Origin of the sequence: Bradyrhizobium nanningense (genome assembly GCF_004114535.1) — a bacterium.
Lineage (GTDB): Bacteria > Pseudomonadota > Alphaproteobacteria > Rhizobiales > Xanthobacteraceae > Bradyrhizobium > Bradyrhizobium nanningense.
Map to the genome: position 1 here is coordinate 97,535 of NZ_LBJC01000005.1, position 13,293 is coordinate 110,827.

Consider the following 13,293-nt stretch of genomic DNA (forward strand, 5'->3'; position numbering starts at 1 on the left):
GAATGGCGAAATCATCAAAACTTGTCGTCGCAAGGAAGGGCAGGGTGCTCCTGGTCAGACGGCGGCGCGACAAGCGCTGGATGTTTCCGGGCGGCCGCAGGCGAGCCGGCGAGAGTGAGAGAAAATGTCTCCGTCGCGAGATCATGGAAGAGCTGCCCAAACTCAGGCTTGGTGAGTTGAGGCTGTGGAAGGAAGTGAATGGCAAGAATCGCCAGACCGGCCGAAGGATGAGCGACGCGATCTTCCTGACCAAGAAGGCTTCGGGCCCATTGAAGATCGGCGACAAGAGGGAGATCGATAGGGCGGCATGGCGAAAGCCGCGAGGACTCAAGCTGACGCCAACCTCACGCTACATTCGCGACAAGCTGTTTCCAACATAAACGAAGTTGGGAGATAACGGTAAGCCCGCCTGTAGTTGAGCCCGTGCTTCATCGGCGTGCCCGAGGTACCGACGCGGCGGCGCGCTGGAGAGGTCAAGCTGCGTGACGTGTTCCGCATGGCGCGGCCGAAGCCGAGGCAGGAGGTCGAAGCCCGCCCTGTTCGAGGTGGCAAACGACGGCGAGGGGCCGTCTCCCGATCTGCCGACCAAGCCAGCGATGTTGTGATTGCGGCCAGCACCTCGCCTTTGAACTTCCCCGACCGCTCACGTCACTACTAGTCAAAACCGTGGTGGGAGCCAGCGCTCTCTCCAGTGCTCTGCTTTGGACAAGCCACGCCAGCAACGGGAGAAATTGCCATGGGACGCGCGCCGCAACCCTTGCCTCAATACACGCCGCCGGGCCCGGTTGAACAGATGCCGAATTTGGGGGCTCCGGAACGACAGTGCACGGCGCTTGCCAAGGTGCGCAGCGCCGACGTGTTTCCCTACCAGGCCAATGAAGTTGCGACGTCCCGCACCGAGGGCGGCCATCTCGCTGCGGACGTCAGTCTGGTCCCGCCGGTCGGCAGCTGCCAATATCTCGTCATCTGGGATTTCGGCGTCGACTGGCGACATCTCAAGACCATCGCCAAGCGCGATCCGCTGCTGGCAGCGCAGCTCATGCGATTCGAGACTGACAAGTCGCTGCAGTTCCAGATCGTGGGATACAGTGACAGCACCGGCGGCGAACGGAACAACACCTTCCTGCGCACAGGTCGGGCCAGGAATGTCTTTCACCTGTTCGGCCCCAGCGCTCGCTCGCGCGTCTTCTCCGTCAAGCCCGCTCCACACTACGAGTATCTGAAGGACAATACGACCGTGATCAACAGGGCCGCCAATCGAGCCGTGGTCGTCGAAATCTTCGTCGGCGGTGGGACGATCTAGCCGCCTTCCATGATGCGAACGGAATCGCGTCGAATGGCCTCCGTCGGTCCGTGATCTCTGCAGATCCTCGGGCTTGAGATTTGTAGAGAAGCCAGATCCATTTCAGTGGGCGCGCTAGCGCTTCGAGCCGAGCAAATCGTGCGTCCCGCTGATGCTCACCGTTCCCGAGCACTCGAACCCGCCGAAAATTCCGCAGGAGCCGGTGACCCTGACGCGCAAGTCCTTGCGCCGGTACATATCGACCGAGAGTCCCAAGCGCGAAAAGTCGTTGGCGCTATTCGGCAGGATGAGGTCAATATGTTCGATTGCCCAATCCGGCAGATGTGGATGTGGGTTGCTCTTCCACCACAGTTCGTTGCCAGCGTGGTGCGCGAAGTTGGGCCCGACTGTGAGTGCGCCGTCCGCGCCCTCGAATACAAAGCCAGTTTCGTCGATGTGAACGTTCACCCGATCGGGTGCTACTGCGAAATGCAGCGAGGTAATGTCTTGTGGCTGCGGGTCCTTGCCGAATTGTGAGCTGTAGCCGTCGCTCCACTGTCCGCGATCGCGTCCAAGCCCGAAGCCGTGCCGGCCCGGAAGGTCCCGCGTTGAGAGTGGTCTGTCGGACAGCGTCGGACGCCAGATCTCCCGAAACCCCTTGCCGATCGTCGCAGCCATCGATAGATCGAGCGCCCAATGCGACGACTTCTCCGGGCTTTGTCCCTCGGCGAAAGCGTCGAATCCGTCCGGTGTCTTGGCAGTACGCAGCTGCCTGATCAGCTCGTCCCAATTCTTCGGCAGAAAAGTGACCCCGTCGAGCGTGGTCGTCGCGGCCGCAACGCCGTACTTCTCGAGCTGATGGCGGATGTAGGGCTTTTCGCCATAGAGGCGGACATTCGGGTCGGGCCCGGCGAAGTATTGCGTCAGATCGATCTGCGGCCGAAACATGGTCAGCCGCGCCGCGATCTTGCGGAAAGTGTCGGTCGTCGTCGGGTTCGTGGTCATCGCAGGTCCCCTCGAGTCGAGACTAGTCTCTGATTGGTCAGGCCGGGAGCGGTCCGGGTTCAATGCCGGCTCGCTCGATGATGCTGTGCCCGGCCCGGATCACTCGAAGTCCTTGTCGCGCCAATGCAGAGATTGTTTGAACCTGCCGATCGGAAACGGCGACCACCATCCGTGGGGTAGTGTGAACAGCGAGGACGATCAAATGTCGCTGCGCAGCAGGGTATTAGATGTACTCAATGGCCCGGCCGTCGCACGCATGCGCTTCCGGTTTCCGATCCGCGGCAGCCACGTGACGATTGCGCCGCAAACGTTTCATCACGTTGCCCGGGCGATCCGGCTGGGGCGGGTCACCGTCGCGGTTCCGACCGATCTCGCCGCGGATGTTGCCGCGCAATATAACGATGTCGCGCGAACCCGAGCCGACGGCACGGCGGTCGCGGCCAATACGCTGGAGGTCGTGTCGGCGACGGGGCGGCTGGACGAGGCCTATATCGTCCACGAGAGCCTGCATGCGGCATACGATCTGTTGCGTACCGGCCTTGATGCCAATGCGGAAGAGGCGTCTGCCTACGTCTGCACGGCGCTCTATTGCCGCATGACAGGCCTGCCCCGCCCTCGCTGGGCCAACGGGCCGATCTACGCCAATGCCGCAGAGGTCGCCCGAACGCTGCTGTCCCAGTATCAGAAGGGCGATCCCGGGATTCCCTGGGTCGGCGAGCATGAATGGAAGATGCTGCGCGCGGGCGTCGGCTTTGATCCGGTCTATCTCAGCGGTCCCGGCGGTATTCTCACGGGATGGCTCCTCGGCCAGCAATATACCCACGACGGCTAGAGTACCGGGGACCGCGTCCGTTTCAAGAAGGAGCTTCCGACTCCTGCCGTTCATCGCCAACGGAGCCCATGCACTCGAACGCATCAGGCGACCAGCAACCCCAGCTTGCCGACCACCGCAAGAGAGCGCCGAACGCCTTCTTGCGTTGACAGCAGCAATGGCTCGGCGGGCTGCCCGGCTTTATCCTTCTGGTCGATCCGGATGGTTGGGCCGAATCTTTCGGTCATTTCGGCCGTGATCTGGTCGATGGACCGCGCACCGTCGAGCAATTGCAGGAAATCCCTGGTTCGGTCGTCCTCCAACTGCACCGTTTGGTGGAGGAGGTTGGTGACGAGCGGACCTGTTTGCGCTTGTTTTCGCGCGAGCAGACTGGCCTGCGGATGCTCGGTCGCTTCCGTCAACAAGAAAGGACGCGACAGCAGGAACGAAACTTCGCCGCTGCAAGCCAGGATGAACATCGCCTCGGTCAGCGCCTTTTGGTCATCATCTGCCTGCCGGCCGCCAAGCAGCGCTCGGGCGCCATCGAGCAATTCGTCAAATGACAGCGCGCGAGGCCAGGCGCGGCCGAGACACAGGTGCGCGGCCTTCAAGAGCGGATTGGTCACGGTGATCCTGCTACCGTCCTCATTTTCGAATTCCATCGCTGAATCGTCGGTTACGCTGGCGTCCGGATCAACCGGGCTCGTCGTGCTCAGCAAATGGAACCGGGTGACGAAATCGAGGTCGATCTGGCGGGAGAGCGAGACGTTGTCGTGGCAGAGCAAGGTACGGCGAAAGCCGTTCCCGTCGATGAAATCCTGATACTGATCGCGCGCCATGAACTCGCTGTCCGGAAAGCGTTGCAACGTCGCGCGCACCTCCTCGGAATAGCCCGCCAGATAGCGTCGCGAGAAATCGGCGTCGCTGAGATATTGCAAACCATGAACGCCCGCGCGCTCGACAACTTCGTGCAGCAGGAAGGCCTCGGCGCCTTCGTCGAGATCGTCATGAAACAACAGCTCGTCGGGGGCCTTGAGGACGCGGTTGTACTGATCGCGCATAACCGCACCGTGAACCGAGCTGGCCTTCGAGCCCTCGCTCAAGAACTTCAGGATTGCGCGGGCCTGTCCTACTTTTTCTTTCATGCTGGTGAGGCGGCGGGTGTGATACCGCATCATGTCGCGCACCATGTCGCGCATATGTGAGAACGGGTGCGCGTTGTAGCTGACGTAACAGACCCCCTGCGGCGCGAGGTTCTGCTTGAAGATCGTCATCATCTTCTCGCGCACTGCCGGCGGCACCCAGGAATACACGCCGTGCGCGATGATGTAGTCGAATTGCCCGAAGCTTGCGTCGACATTCATGATATCGCAATGCAGGAGCTTGATATTGCTGAGGCCCAATGTGGCGACATTTTGCTGGCCACGCTCGATCGTCACGCGGCTCAGGTCGACACCGACGAACGTGCTGTCTGGATATTGAAAGGCCATCGGCAACAGGTTGCCGCCAACGCCGCAGCCGAGCTCCAGCACCCGGCAACGCTCGACGGGTGCCGGCTGCATGCCGTAAACGGCAGCTATGGTAGCAAGATGGTTCGGATGAGTGAGCCCGTAGACGTGGCCGGGGTAGTAGACCTCGTCGTATGGCGTGGGACCGGCGCTCGCCTGGCGATGCTCGGTTTGAATGTTCATCGTCCTCAATTCCACGAATATGCGAACTTGTCGTTCTCGATCGAGACCCGCGCTTGCTTGACTTCTTCCTTGGCAAGCGACTTGCTGAGGAATTGGCGCGACAGCTCCGGGAGCAGGGTGTTGGTGATGATGTTGTCGATCATGCGCCCGCCGGAATCCGGATCGTTGCAACGCGACACGATGTGCTCTACGACCGCGTCATCGTAGCCGAAGGACGCGTTGTGATTGTCGCGGAGGCGTCGTCCGATCCGGTCGAGCTGCAACCGAACGATCCCTGCGAGCATCTCGTCGGATAGCGGGAAGTACGGTATCGAGACGATGCGTCCAAGCAGCGCCGCCGGAAACACTTTCAGCAATTCCGGTCTCAGCATCTTGGCGAGCTCTTCCGGCTCGTTGCGATACTTGGGATCGCGCGAGAGGCCCATGATCAGATCAGTGCCGACGTTGGTCGTCAAAATGATCAAGGTGTTCTTGAAGTCGATCCGCCGACCGTTGCCGTCCTCCATGGTTCCCTTGTCGAACACCTGAAAGAATATTTCATGGACGTCGGGATGGGCCTTTTCCACCTCGTCGAGCAGGATGACGCTGTAGGGCTTGCGCCGCACCGCTTCAGTCAGACGACCACCTTCGCCATAGCCGACATAGCCGGGAGGTGCCCCCTTCAAGGTCGAAACGGTGTGCGCTTCCTGAAACTCCGACATGTTGATCGTGATCATGTTCTGCTCGCCGCCGTAGAGGGTCTCGGCGAGCGCCAAGGCGGTTTCAGTCTTGCCCACGCCGGACGGCCCGGCCAGCATGAACACTCCGATCGGCTTCGACGGGTTGTCCAGTTTGGCGCGGCTGGTTTCGATTCGCTTGGCGATCATCGTCAGCCCATGGGACTGGCCGACGACGCGGCGGTTGAGAATCTCCGGCAGCTTCAGCACGGTTTCGATCTCGTCCCGCATCATCCGGCCGACCGGGATGCCGGTCCAGTCGGACACGACGGACGCCACCGATTGCTGATCCACATGGGCGTAGACCATCCGCTTTTCCGGATTGATGCCTTCGAGCGTGTTGAACTTGTCACGCAGCTCGAGGCGCCTTGTTGCCGGGTCTTCGCATTCCTTGGGGCCGGACAGGATTTCACGAATGCTGCGGATGTCCGCGACGAGCTTCTGCTCGGCAGCCCAGTCCGCTTCGAGATTTGCCAGCTTGGATTCCAATGTCCCGATGTCGCTGTCGATGGCCGCGATGCGATCACTATCCTCGATTCCAAGATCGCCGTCGCTGACGAGCGCTGATCGCTCAGCTTGACGAGCGGTAATTGCGACGCGCGCATCTTCGATGAGAGCCGGCGTCGCGCTTTGGCTGATGGCCACGCGTGCCGAAGCGGTGTCAAGCAAGCTGACCGCCTTGTCCGGCAATTGCCGGGAGGGAATGTAGCGGTGGGATAGGTTGACTGCGGCGGTGATCGCGGCATCCGAGATACGAACGCCATGGTGCTTTTCCATCGGACCAAGAAGTCCGCGAAGCATGATGCAACAGGTTTCCACATCGGGTTCGTCGATCTGGATCGGCTGAAAGCGTCGTGTCAGCGCCGGGTCTTTCTCGATATGCTGGCGATATTCCGCCCATGTGGTGGCGGCGATCGTACGCAGCGTGCCACGGGCGAGGGGAGGTTTTAGCAGATTGGCCGCGTCCCCCGTGCCGGCCGCGCCTCCGGCGCCTATCAGTGTATGGGCTTCGTCGATGAACAGGATGATGGGAGTGGGCGAGTTCTGGACCTCGTCGATCACAGAGCGCAAGCGCTGTTCGAACTCGCCCTTCATCGAAGCGCCAGCCTGCATCAGGCCGATGTCTAGGGCGCAGAGAGTTACATTGCGCAGCGGCGGCGGTACATCGCCAGCGGCGATACGCTGCGCGAAGCCCTCGACCACGGCGGTCTTGCCGACGCCGGCCTCGCCGGTGAGGATTGGATTGTTCTGCCGCCGGCGCATCAGCACGTCGATCAATTGGCGGATTTCTTCGTCCCGGCCGAGGATCGGATCCATCTGGCCCGATTTGGCCTTGGCGGTGAGATTCTGGGAGAAGCGGTCGAGCGCTGTCGTTCCCTTGGGGCCTGTTTGGTCCGCACCCGCCGTACCGGCACCGACCAGTCCCGAGCCGTCCATCGGCCGCATGGTCTCCTCATCGGAGCCGGCCCAGATAGCGCGGCGCTCCGCGGCCAGTGCCTCGACGTTGACCTTTGCGAATTCCTGCGAGAGGTTGTTCAGGGCACGACGGACATCGTTCGACTTCAGACCTGCCACCAGCAGATGGCCGGTGCGGATCTGAGTTTCGCCGAAGAAGAGCGTCGCATAGTGCCAGCCCCGATCGAGGAGATCGATGACCGCATTAGCGACACCCGGCATGTCGGTTTCGTTCTTGCGAAATCCATTGATGACTCCGGCAAGATCCGACAACAAGCGTGCCCGGTCGAGCTTGTAGTGATCCACCGAAAGGCTGAGGTCCGTGCGCTCCTGCTGCAGGATATGAAACAGCCAGTGCGCAAGCTCCACATTGCGGTTACCCGCGCTCTTGGCATGGCGCAGCGCCTGTATGAAGGCATCATAGCCGGCCCGGTTCAGCTTGCCCGTTACAGCTTCAAGGCTGATGTCTGTCACGGCGGCCCTCCTGCTTAATTCCTCCGCGGTGCCCGGCACCAAGCGGAAAATACGTCAAATCCCTAGTGTTATGGCGATCGGCGCGGTGGATAGGTTCAAATCGCGGCCGCATCGACCGCGGCGGCCCGACGGGCCCTCAGGCGCTCGCCGAGCTGGAAGCGGGCATCGCGGCGAAATTCTTCCGTCGAGGTCCAGTTCGGAGAAACCCAGGTGGTCCAACCAAGCCGTCCGCTTTGTCCGAGCCTGACCGGGATGACCTCTCCCGCAGGAATTGCGAGTTCCACCTCCCATTCCAATTCATCGCCAATGTAGAAGAACAAGGCATCTGCCAGTGGCTCCGACAAATTGGGTGTTTCGGTCGGCAGGAACTGCTCGTATTGAGTAAAATTCTTGACGAAGACTCGAACCCTGATCTTGTCCTCGACGCTGAAGACGCGTGAGCCCAGAAGAGCGTCCCGGCCGATTCTGGCATGCGCCCCGCCAAGGCGGCTGCAATGACTCGGGTCGAACGAGAGCCAGGTGCCGACAAATTCGTCGATCTCGACCTTGACGTCGAACAACCCCTGCAGGAACCGCGTCAGCCGTGACGCACACTTGGCCCTCGGGGCGATCAGGCCAGCGAAGCTGAGCTTCGCCATGTCCGGTACGGTGTCTCGATCGGCGAACACGTCGGAGCCGAGGCCAGCGAAGGAGCCGACATAGGCGATGAAGCGATCCTCCGCTGGTCGATCATGCTGCGCGATCGGCCGCGCGTCAGCCCAGGCGCGAAAGAAGAGTTGCAGGAAGCGTCCGTTGAGCAGGTCGAGGAAGCGCGGGAATGCGTCATCCCGCATCAGCCACCAACCCAGGCTTTCATCGGTGGTGGCAAGCGGCAGCGCGCCCTGTGGTCCTAGAAGGCCGAGAAATTTGACGAGTATTCTGAGCCGGCCAGACTGGTCGTCGACCGCCGCGAGGTTGGAGGCGGGGAACTCCAGATAGGGCGCTTGGCCGAGGTCGACATATTCGTCGCGGCGTGTGGCACTGTCGCCGATCCGCGGCCGACCCGGATTGGCCCGCTCGAGCTGGCGCAACGTATTGAAAAAATCGAACCTCCAGGGTTCGGCCTTCATCTGCTCGGTCAGCGTCACAGCGGTCTCCGCGTGCCCATGCGCGGCGGCCACCGCATGATCTCGCCGCGCTCCGGCGTCGAGATGACCGTCTGTGTGAAGGTATTGAAGCCCGAATAATCGGCGAAGAAGCGCTCCAGCACGGCGCCGAGCAAGAACACGCCGCTGCCTTCGAATGCTTTCTCGTCGAGAGTGACGGTGATCTCCAGCCCGCGCGCAGCGCCGCTGCCCGTGCGCTCACGCACCCGCCGCACCACGGGACGGCTTTCAATGCTTCGCACACCGCGGATCTTGCGTTCTGTGGCGTCATCAAACTGGTCGGCGAATAAGGACAGCATTTCGCGCAGCGCTCCGGCGTTCTTGCCGCCACCGCGTTCGACGAGGCCAAGATAGTTCAGGCTCAGCATGTTGATCAGCCGCCAGCTGACAAGCCCGCTGTTGGCGATCTCGCTCCGGCTGCGCAACTGGGCGACCACCGGCTCGCGCGGCGGGGTGGGACCCGCGACGCACATGAGATCGAGGGAGGTATCGTCCAGCAGGCGGAAATCGGCGCCGCCCTGGCCGACCGGCAAATGCTCGGTCAAATGGCGATTGGAGCACAACGCCCGAACGCTGAGCTCGGCGACCGAGCCTTCACCACTCAGTTCACCGGGCTCGAGCAGTGACAGGAACATGTCCGTCCCCGTGTAGTCGGAGGATGCGCCGTACGTCTTCTCTTCGACGGTGCGGCGCCGAGGCAACCGGCGCACAGTGAAATAAAGCCCTTCGACCGATCCGCTGGTCCGGTCGACGGCCGCCGAATACAGCGGACGCACCGGCCGCTTGTCCTTTTCTGCCGGAAAGTGGGCGTAGACTTCGAGCACTTGGTGCGGCTCGTATTCCAGATAGCGGCTGCGATCCGGCACGACATGGTACTCGTGCGTATTCGACTTGACGACGATGCGATCGCTCGTCTTCTCGAACAGGTTTATCGCCGGCGCCGTATAGAGCTTGAAGATATCCGGACGCACCGCAGCGGCAAGCCGTGAATTGTGTTCATCGAAGGCAAAGACGATGTCGACCGATTTGCTGCGCAGCCGTGGCATCACGCTGCGGAGTCCAGTCAGGTTGATACCGAGGAACTTGCGAGGGAACATGAAATATTCGCGCAGCAGCTCCGAGCCGCGAAAGACCCGATTGTCGTTGGGAAAGAGCAGCTCGTTCTCTTCGAAGCCAATTTGCTGCACGCAGTCGTCGGGTGCGCGGGTGGCCACCGGGTCGCCGAAGTCGTCAAGATGGCGGAAGTAGACGCCCTTGCAATTCGAGATCAACTGCTCGTAAAGCGCGATGGCGTCGGATTCCGCGCCGGACAGATAGATCGGGAGTTCGCTCACGCGGCAGCCGGCAAACCAGGTTTCCGGCTTGGTCCGGGCCTCTGCGTCCGGCGGTTCCTCATCGAGCCGGGCCGCAGTACGATGCGTCAGTGACAGCTTCAGTCCAGCGATGACGTCGCTGCCGACCGAGATCCCAAGCGCCTGCAGCGCGCCTGCCGTTGAGAAATACTCTGCGCCGGTGACATCAAACGGCCAGAGCGCGATATCGCGGCAAAGTCGGAATCGGCAGGAAAGACTTCGCTCTCGTTCGCGGTAGGTGGCGTCGAAATAGGCGCCGCGTGCGATCTTCTTGCCGTCGCGCAGCGCCGGATCGGCATAGGGCGGTCGTGCCGTGACCAGCATGGCCGACGGGGTAGGGGCAAGGTAGTTTGGAACCAGCTGCTCAAGCAGATTGGCAGTGAATTCCGGGAATTCGTGTTTGAGTTTGAGCTGAACGCGGGCGGCGAGAAATGCGGCGCCTTCGAGCAGCCCCGTGATCATCGGATCCGACCGCTCCCGAACGAGGCCGCCGAGGCGCTCTGCGATGCCAGGATATTCTTCGGCGAAATCGCCTGCCTGCTCGTACAGCAGTGACAGTTCGCGGTTATAGAAATCCAGGAATTCGCGATTCATGTTAAAGTCGGTTGATCTGAATGTCGCCGCTGTCGAGATCGACGTCGGCGACGAATTCCACGGGGACGTTGAGCGGCTCGGTCTTCAGGTCTGCGTGAACGATGAAGCGCAGCTTGAGTTGTTCGGGGCCGACCGAGCCGTCGCGGCGGACCCGGATCGTCTTGCGGTCGAGCCTCGGTTCATAAGTTGTCAGCGTTGCGCGTAGCGCGTCGGTGAGTTCGTCGTCGGTGACCTCGTCGATCGATCGATGGGCGATATCGGGGAAGCCGTAGTTCAGGATCGATGTCCGCACGCAATCCCGGCCGAGCAGGTCCAGGGTCGATTCCAGAGCAATGGTATTGAGGAGGGTTTCGAGGTCATGGGAGACCTCGCGCCGGAGCAGCGTTTCCGAGATCGGAAAGCGACCCGTGCTGCGACGCCCGGCAATGACCCGCTCACCGAACTCGTCGCGCAGATTGATCTTCTTGCGCGCATCGCGCGCTTCATGGGCCGAGCGAAAGGCCAGCATCAATGGAGGAGAGAGTCGATCCCTCTTTGGTGCAATGGTCATTTACGGTCCCCATGACGCCTGGCTCGCACGCAATTCGGTAGGGCGCTAGTCGATCTCCGAGGCCGCCTCAGCAGGCGGTCGGCTCACGACGGGCCGACCGAAAGGTACGATCAAAATTGCAACGCTTGGCGCCGGTTTGCGCTGTTCGCAACCGGCGCCAAGCAAGGGGCCGAAAATCAGGCCCATTCCTTGTTGGCAGGAACGTCCCAGCCGAACGTCGGCGAAGCTCCAGCGCCGCCTTTTTCCGTCTGGGTCTTGTAAGTCATCTTGACCTTCGCGAAGTTCAGGCTGACGTTTTCGGTGAGGCGCTCTTCGCCGTGCGATCCGCCCGTCGATACGCTGCTGACCATGACGTGTTTCATCTCGATCTTGAGATATTCCAGCGGATGTTCTCCGGCCTTGCGGACAGTCAGGATCGCCGTGTCGATGTGCTTGCCGTTGGCGCAGACCTTGAAAAGTTCCGGCGTGGCCTTGTCGACGAAGTGGGTGAAGTGGAGATCCTGAATGCTGACCTTGCCGGCGCCGCCGCCGGAGCCGCTGTGGAAGGAGCCGGTCTGGCTCTCGCCGAACGACCAGCTCAAGATATCGATTTCGTCCTTGTGCTTGTCGTCCAGCGACTCGCCCTTGATCGGATCGAGTTTCAGGAAAATATCGACAGCCATAGCATAGTCCTTTCAAAATTCTGCATGTTTACGGTTGCGATGCTGCGGCGTCAGGATCCGGGGCCTGGCAGGCGCGAAACCAGACTGAGGCCGACGTCCATCGCCTCCAACTGAAAGTGTGGACGAAGAAAGAAGCGCGCGTTGTAATATCCCGGGTTCTCCTCGTTTGCTATGACCTCTACCTTCGCAGCGGCTAGCGGCTTGCGCGCCTTCTGAGCTTCTGACGACAGGGCTGGGTTGGCATCAACGTACTCGTTGATCCAGGTCTGCAGCCAGACCGTCAGCTCATCCTTCTCCTTCATGGATCCGATCTTGTCGCGAACCATGCACTTCAGATAGTGCGCAAAGCGAGACACAGCGAACATGTAGGGCAGTCGTGACGACAGGTTATCAGACGCGGTGGCATCCACGCCTTTCTCGCCGAAATACTTCTTTGGCTTATAGAGTGACTGAGCGCCGATGAACGCCGCCTTGTCGGTGTTCTTGCGATGGATCAGCGGGATGAGGCCCGCCTTTGCAAGTTCGTGCTCGCGGCGATCGCTGATGGCGATCTCGGTCGGGCATTTCAGGTCGACGCCGCCATCGTCGGTGGGGAACGTGTGCGTTGGCAGGTTGATGACTTCGCCACCGGACTGCACGCCGCGGATGCGTGTGCACCAGCCGAATTCTTTAAAGGCGCGATTGATATTGACGGCCATCGCATAGGCGGCGTTGATCCAGCCGTATTTGTCGCCGGTGTGCCCGTCCGTCTCCTCCTCGAAGGCGAACTCCTCCACGGGCTCTGATTTCGCCCCGTAGGGGAGGCGACCGAGGGCACGCGGCATGCACAGACCGAGATAGCGCGAGTCGTCCTGATCGCGCAGTCCCTTCCAGGCGGCATATTCCGGCGTGTCGAACACCTTGCCGATGTCGCGCGGGTTGGACAGCTCGGTCCATGAATCCATTCCCATCAGCGTCGGCTCGGCGCCGCTGAAGAAGGGCGCGTGAGCGGCGCCTGCGATCTTGCTGAGATCGCGCAGCAACTGCACGTCGGTGGGCAGGTGGCTGAAATAATAGTCGCCGATCAGGCAGCCGAACGGCTCGCCGCCCAATTGGCCGAATTCGTACTCGTAGATCTGCTTGAACAGCGGACTCTGGTCCCAGCGCGCATCGGGGTAAAGCCGCAGATTCCGATACAGCTCGGTCTTCGAGACGTTCATCACCCGGATCTTGAGGTTGGCGTCGGTCTCCGAATTGAAGACGAGGTAGTGGAGGCCGCGCCAGGCACTTTCGATCGCCTGGAACTCGGGGGCGTGGAGGATCTCGTTCATCTGCGCGGTCAGCTTCTGGTCGATCCGCGCGATCATCTCCTCGATGGTGTCGAGCACGTCCGATTTGATGACGCTCGTGTCCTTCAGCGCTTCCTGCACGAGCGTGGACACCGCATTTTCGACTTCGGTCGCGGCACGTTCAGTGCGCGGCTTGAAGCTTTGCTTCAAGAGAGCGGAAAACTCGTCAGCCTCGACGGTGCTGACCTGGGTGGTGGTTTCCTTATGCGCCGCTTCTTTTGCCATGGT

At 61.2% G+C, this 13,293-nt stretch carries 11 protein-coding genes; 3 read left to right on the plus strand and 8 right to left on the minus strand.

The window, feature by feature from the left end; all coding sequences use genetic code 11:
• Positions 1–2: 2 nt before the first annotated feature.
• Entirely contained in the window at positions 3–380 is a 378-nt protein-coding gene (locus XH84_RS02170) for an NUDIX hydrolase (RefSeq protein WP_128917646.1), read from the plus strand.
• A 356-nt stretch (positions 381–736) separates the two neighbouring features.
• Entirely contained in the window at positions 737–1,303 is a 567-nt protein-coding gene (locus XH84_RS02175; protein WP_128917645.1) for an OmpA family protein, read from the plus strand.
• Between the two features lie 114 nt (positions 1,304–1,417).
• Here the strand turns inward: XH84_RS02175 and XH84_RS02180 are convergent, their stop codons facing one another.
• Complete coding sequence (locus tag XH84_RS02180; protein ID WP_164936008.1) at positions 1,418–2,287, minus strand: hypothetical protein; 870 nt, start codon at positions 2,285–2,287, stop codon at positions 1,418–1,420.
• Between the two features lie 202 nt (positions 2,288–2,489).
• Between XH84_RS02180 and XH84_RS02185 the strand changes: the two genes are divergently transcribed.
• A complete protein-coding gene (locus XH84_RS02185; protein ID WP_164936007.1) occupies positions 2,490–3,119 on the plus strand; it encodes a hypothetical protein in 630 nt (209 codons plus the stop codon).
• 83 nt (positions 3,120–3,202) lie between these two features.
• On the opposite strand, the gene XH84_RS02190 is transcribed toward XH84_RS02185, so the two are convergent.
• The 7 genes from XH84_RS02190 to tssC all read right to left on the minus strand — a co-directional run bounded on the left by XH84_RS02190 (position 3,203) and on the right by tssC (position 13,290).
• Positions 3,203–4,789 (minus strand): class I SAM-dependent methyltransferase, encoded by a 1,587-nt coding sequence (locus tag XH84_RS02190; RefSeq protein ID WP_164936006.1) that lies wholly within the window; start codon positions 4,787–4,789, stop codon positions 3,203–3,205.
• A gap of 5 nt (positions 4,790–4,794) precedes the next feature.
• The gene (gene tssH, locus XH84_RS02195; protein ID WP_128917643.1) at positions 4,795–7,434 is read right to left on the minus strand and encodes a type VI secretion system ATPase TssH; all 2,640 of its coding nucleotides are present in this window, start codon (positions 7,432–7,434) and stop codon (positions 4,795–4,797) included.
• Between the two features lie 95 nt (positions 7,435–7,529).
• Entirely contained in the window at positions 7,530–8,594 is a 1,065-nt protein-coding gene (tssG, locus tag XH84_RS02200; protein WP_128917642.1) for a type VI secretion system baseplate subunit TssG, read from the minus strand.
• Positions 8,558–10,525, minus strand: a complete 1,968-nt coding sequence (gene tssF / locus XH84_RS02205; protein WP_128917641.1) for a type VI secretion system baseplate subunit TssF — start codon at positions 10,523–10,525, stop codon at positions 8,558–8,560. Before tssF ends, tssG begins: the two co-directional genes overlap by 37 nt.
• Before the next feature lies 1 nt (position 10,526).
• Positions 10,527–11,075, minus strand: a complete 549-nt coding sequence (gene tssE, locus XH84_RS02210; RefSeq protein ID WP_128917640.1) for a type VI secretion system baseplate subunit TssE — start codon at positions 11,073–11,075, stop codon at positions 10,527–10,529.
• A 176-nt stretch (positions 11,076–11,251) separates the two neighbouring features.
• On the minus strand, positions 11,252–11,737 hold the full coding sequence (locus XH84_RS02215) for an Hcp family type VI secretion system effector (RefSeq protein ID WP_128917639.1): 486 nt from the start codon (positions 11,735–11,737) through the stop codon (positions 11,252–11,254).
• Between the two features lie 50 nt (positions 11,738–11,787).
• The gene (gene tssC / locus XH84_RS02220) at positions 11,788–13,290 is read right to left on the minus strand and encodes a type VI secretion system contractile sheath large subunit (protein ID WP_164936005.1); all 1,503 of its coding nucleotides are present in this window, start codon (positions 13,288–13,290) and stop codon (positions 11,788–11,790) included.
• Positions 13,291–13,293: the final 3 nt, after the last annotated feature.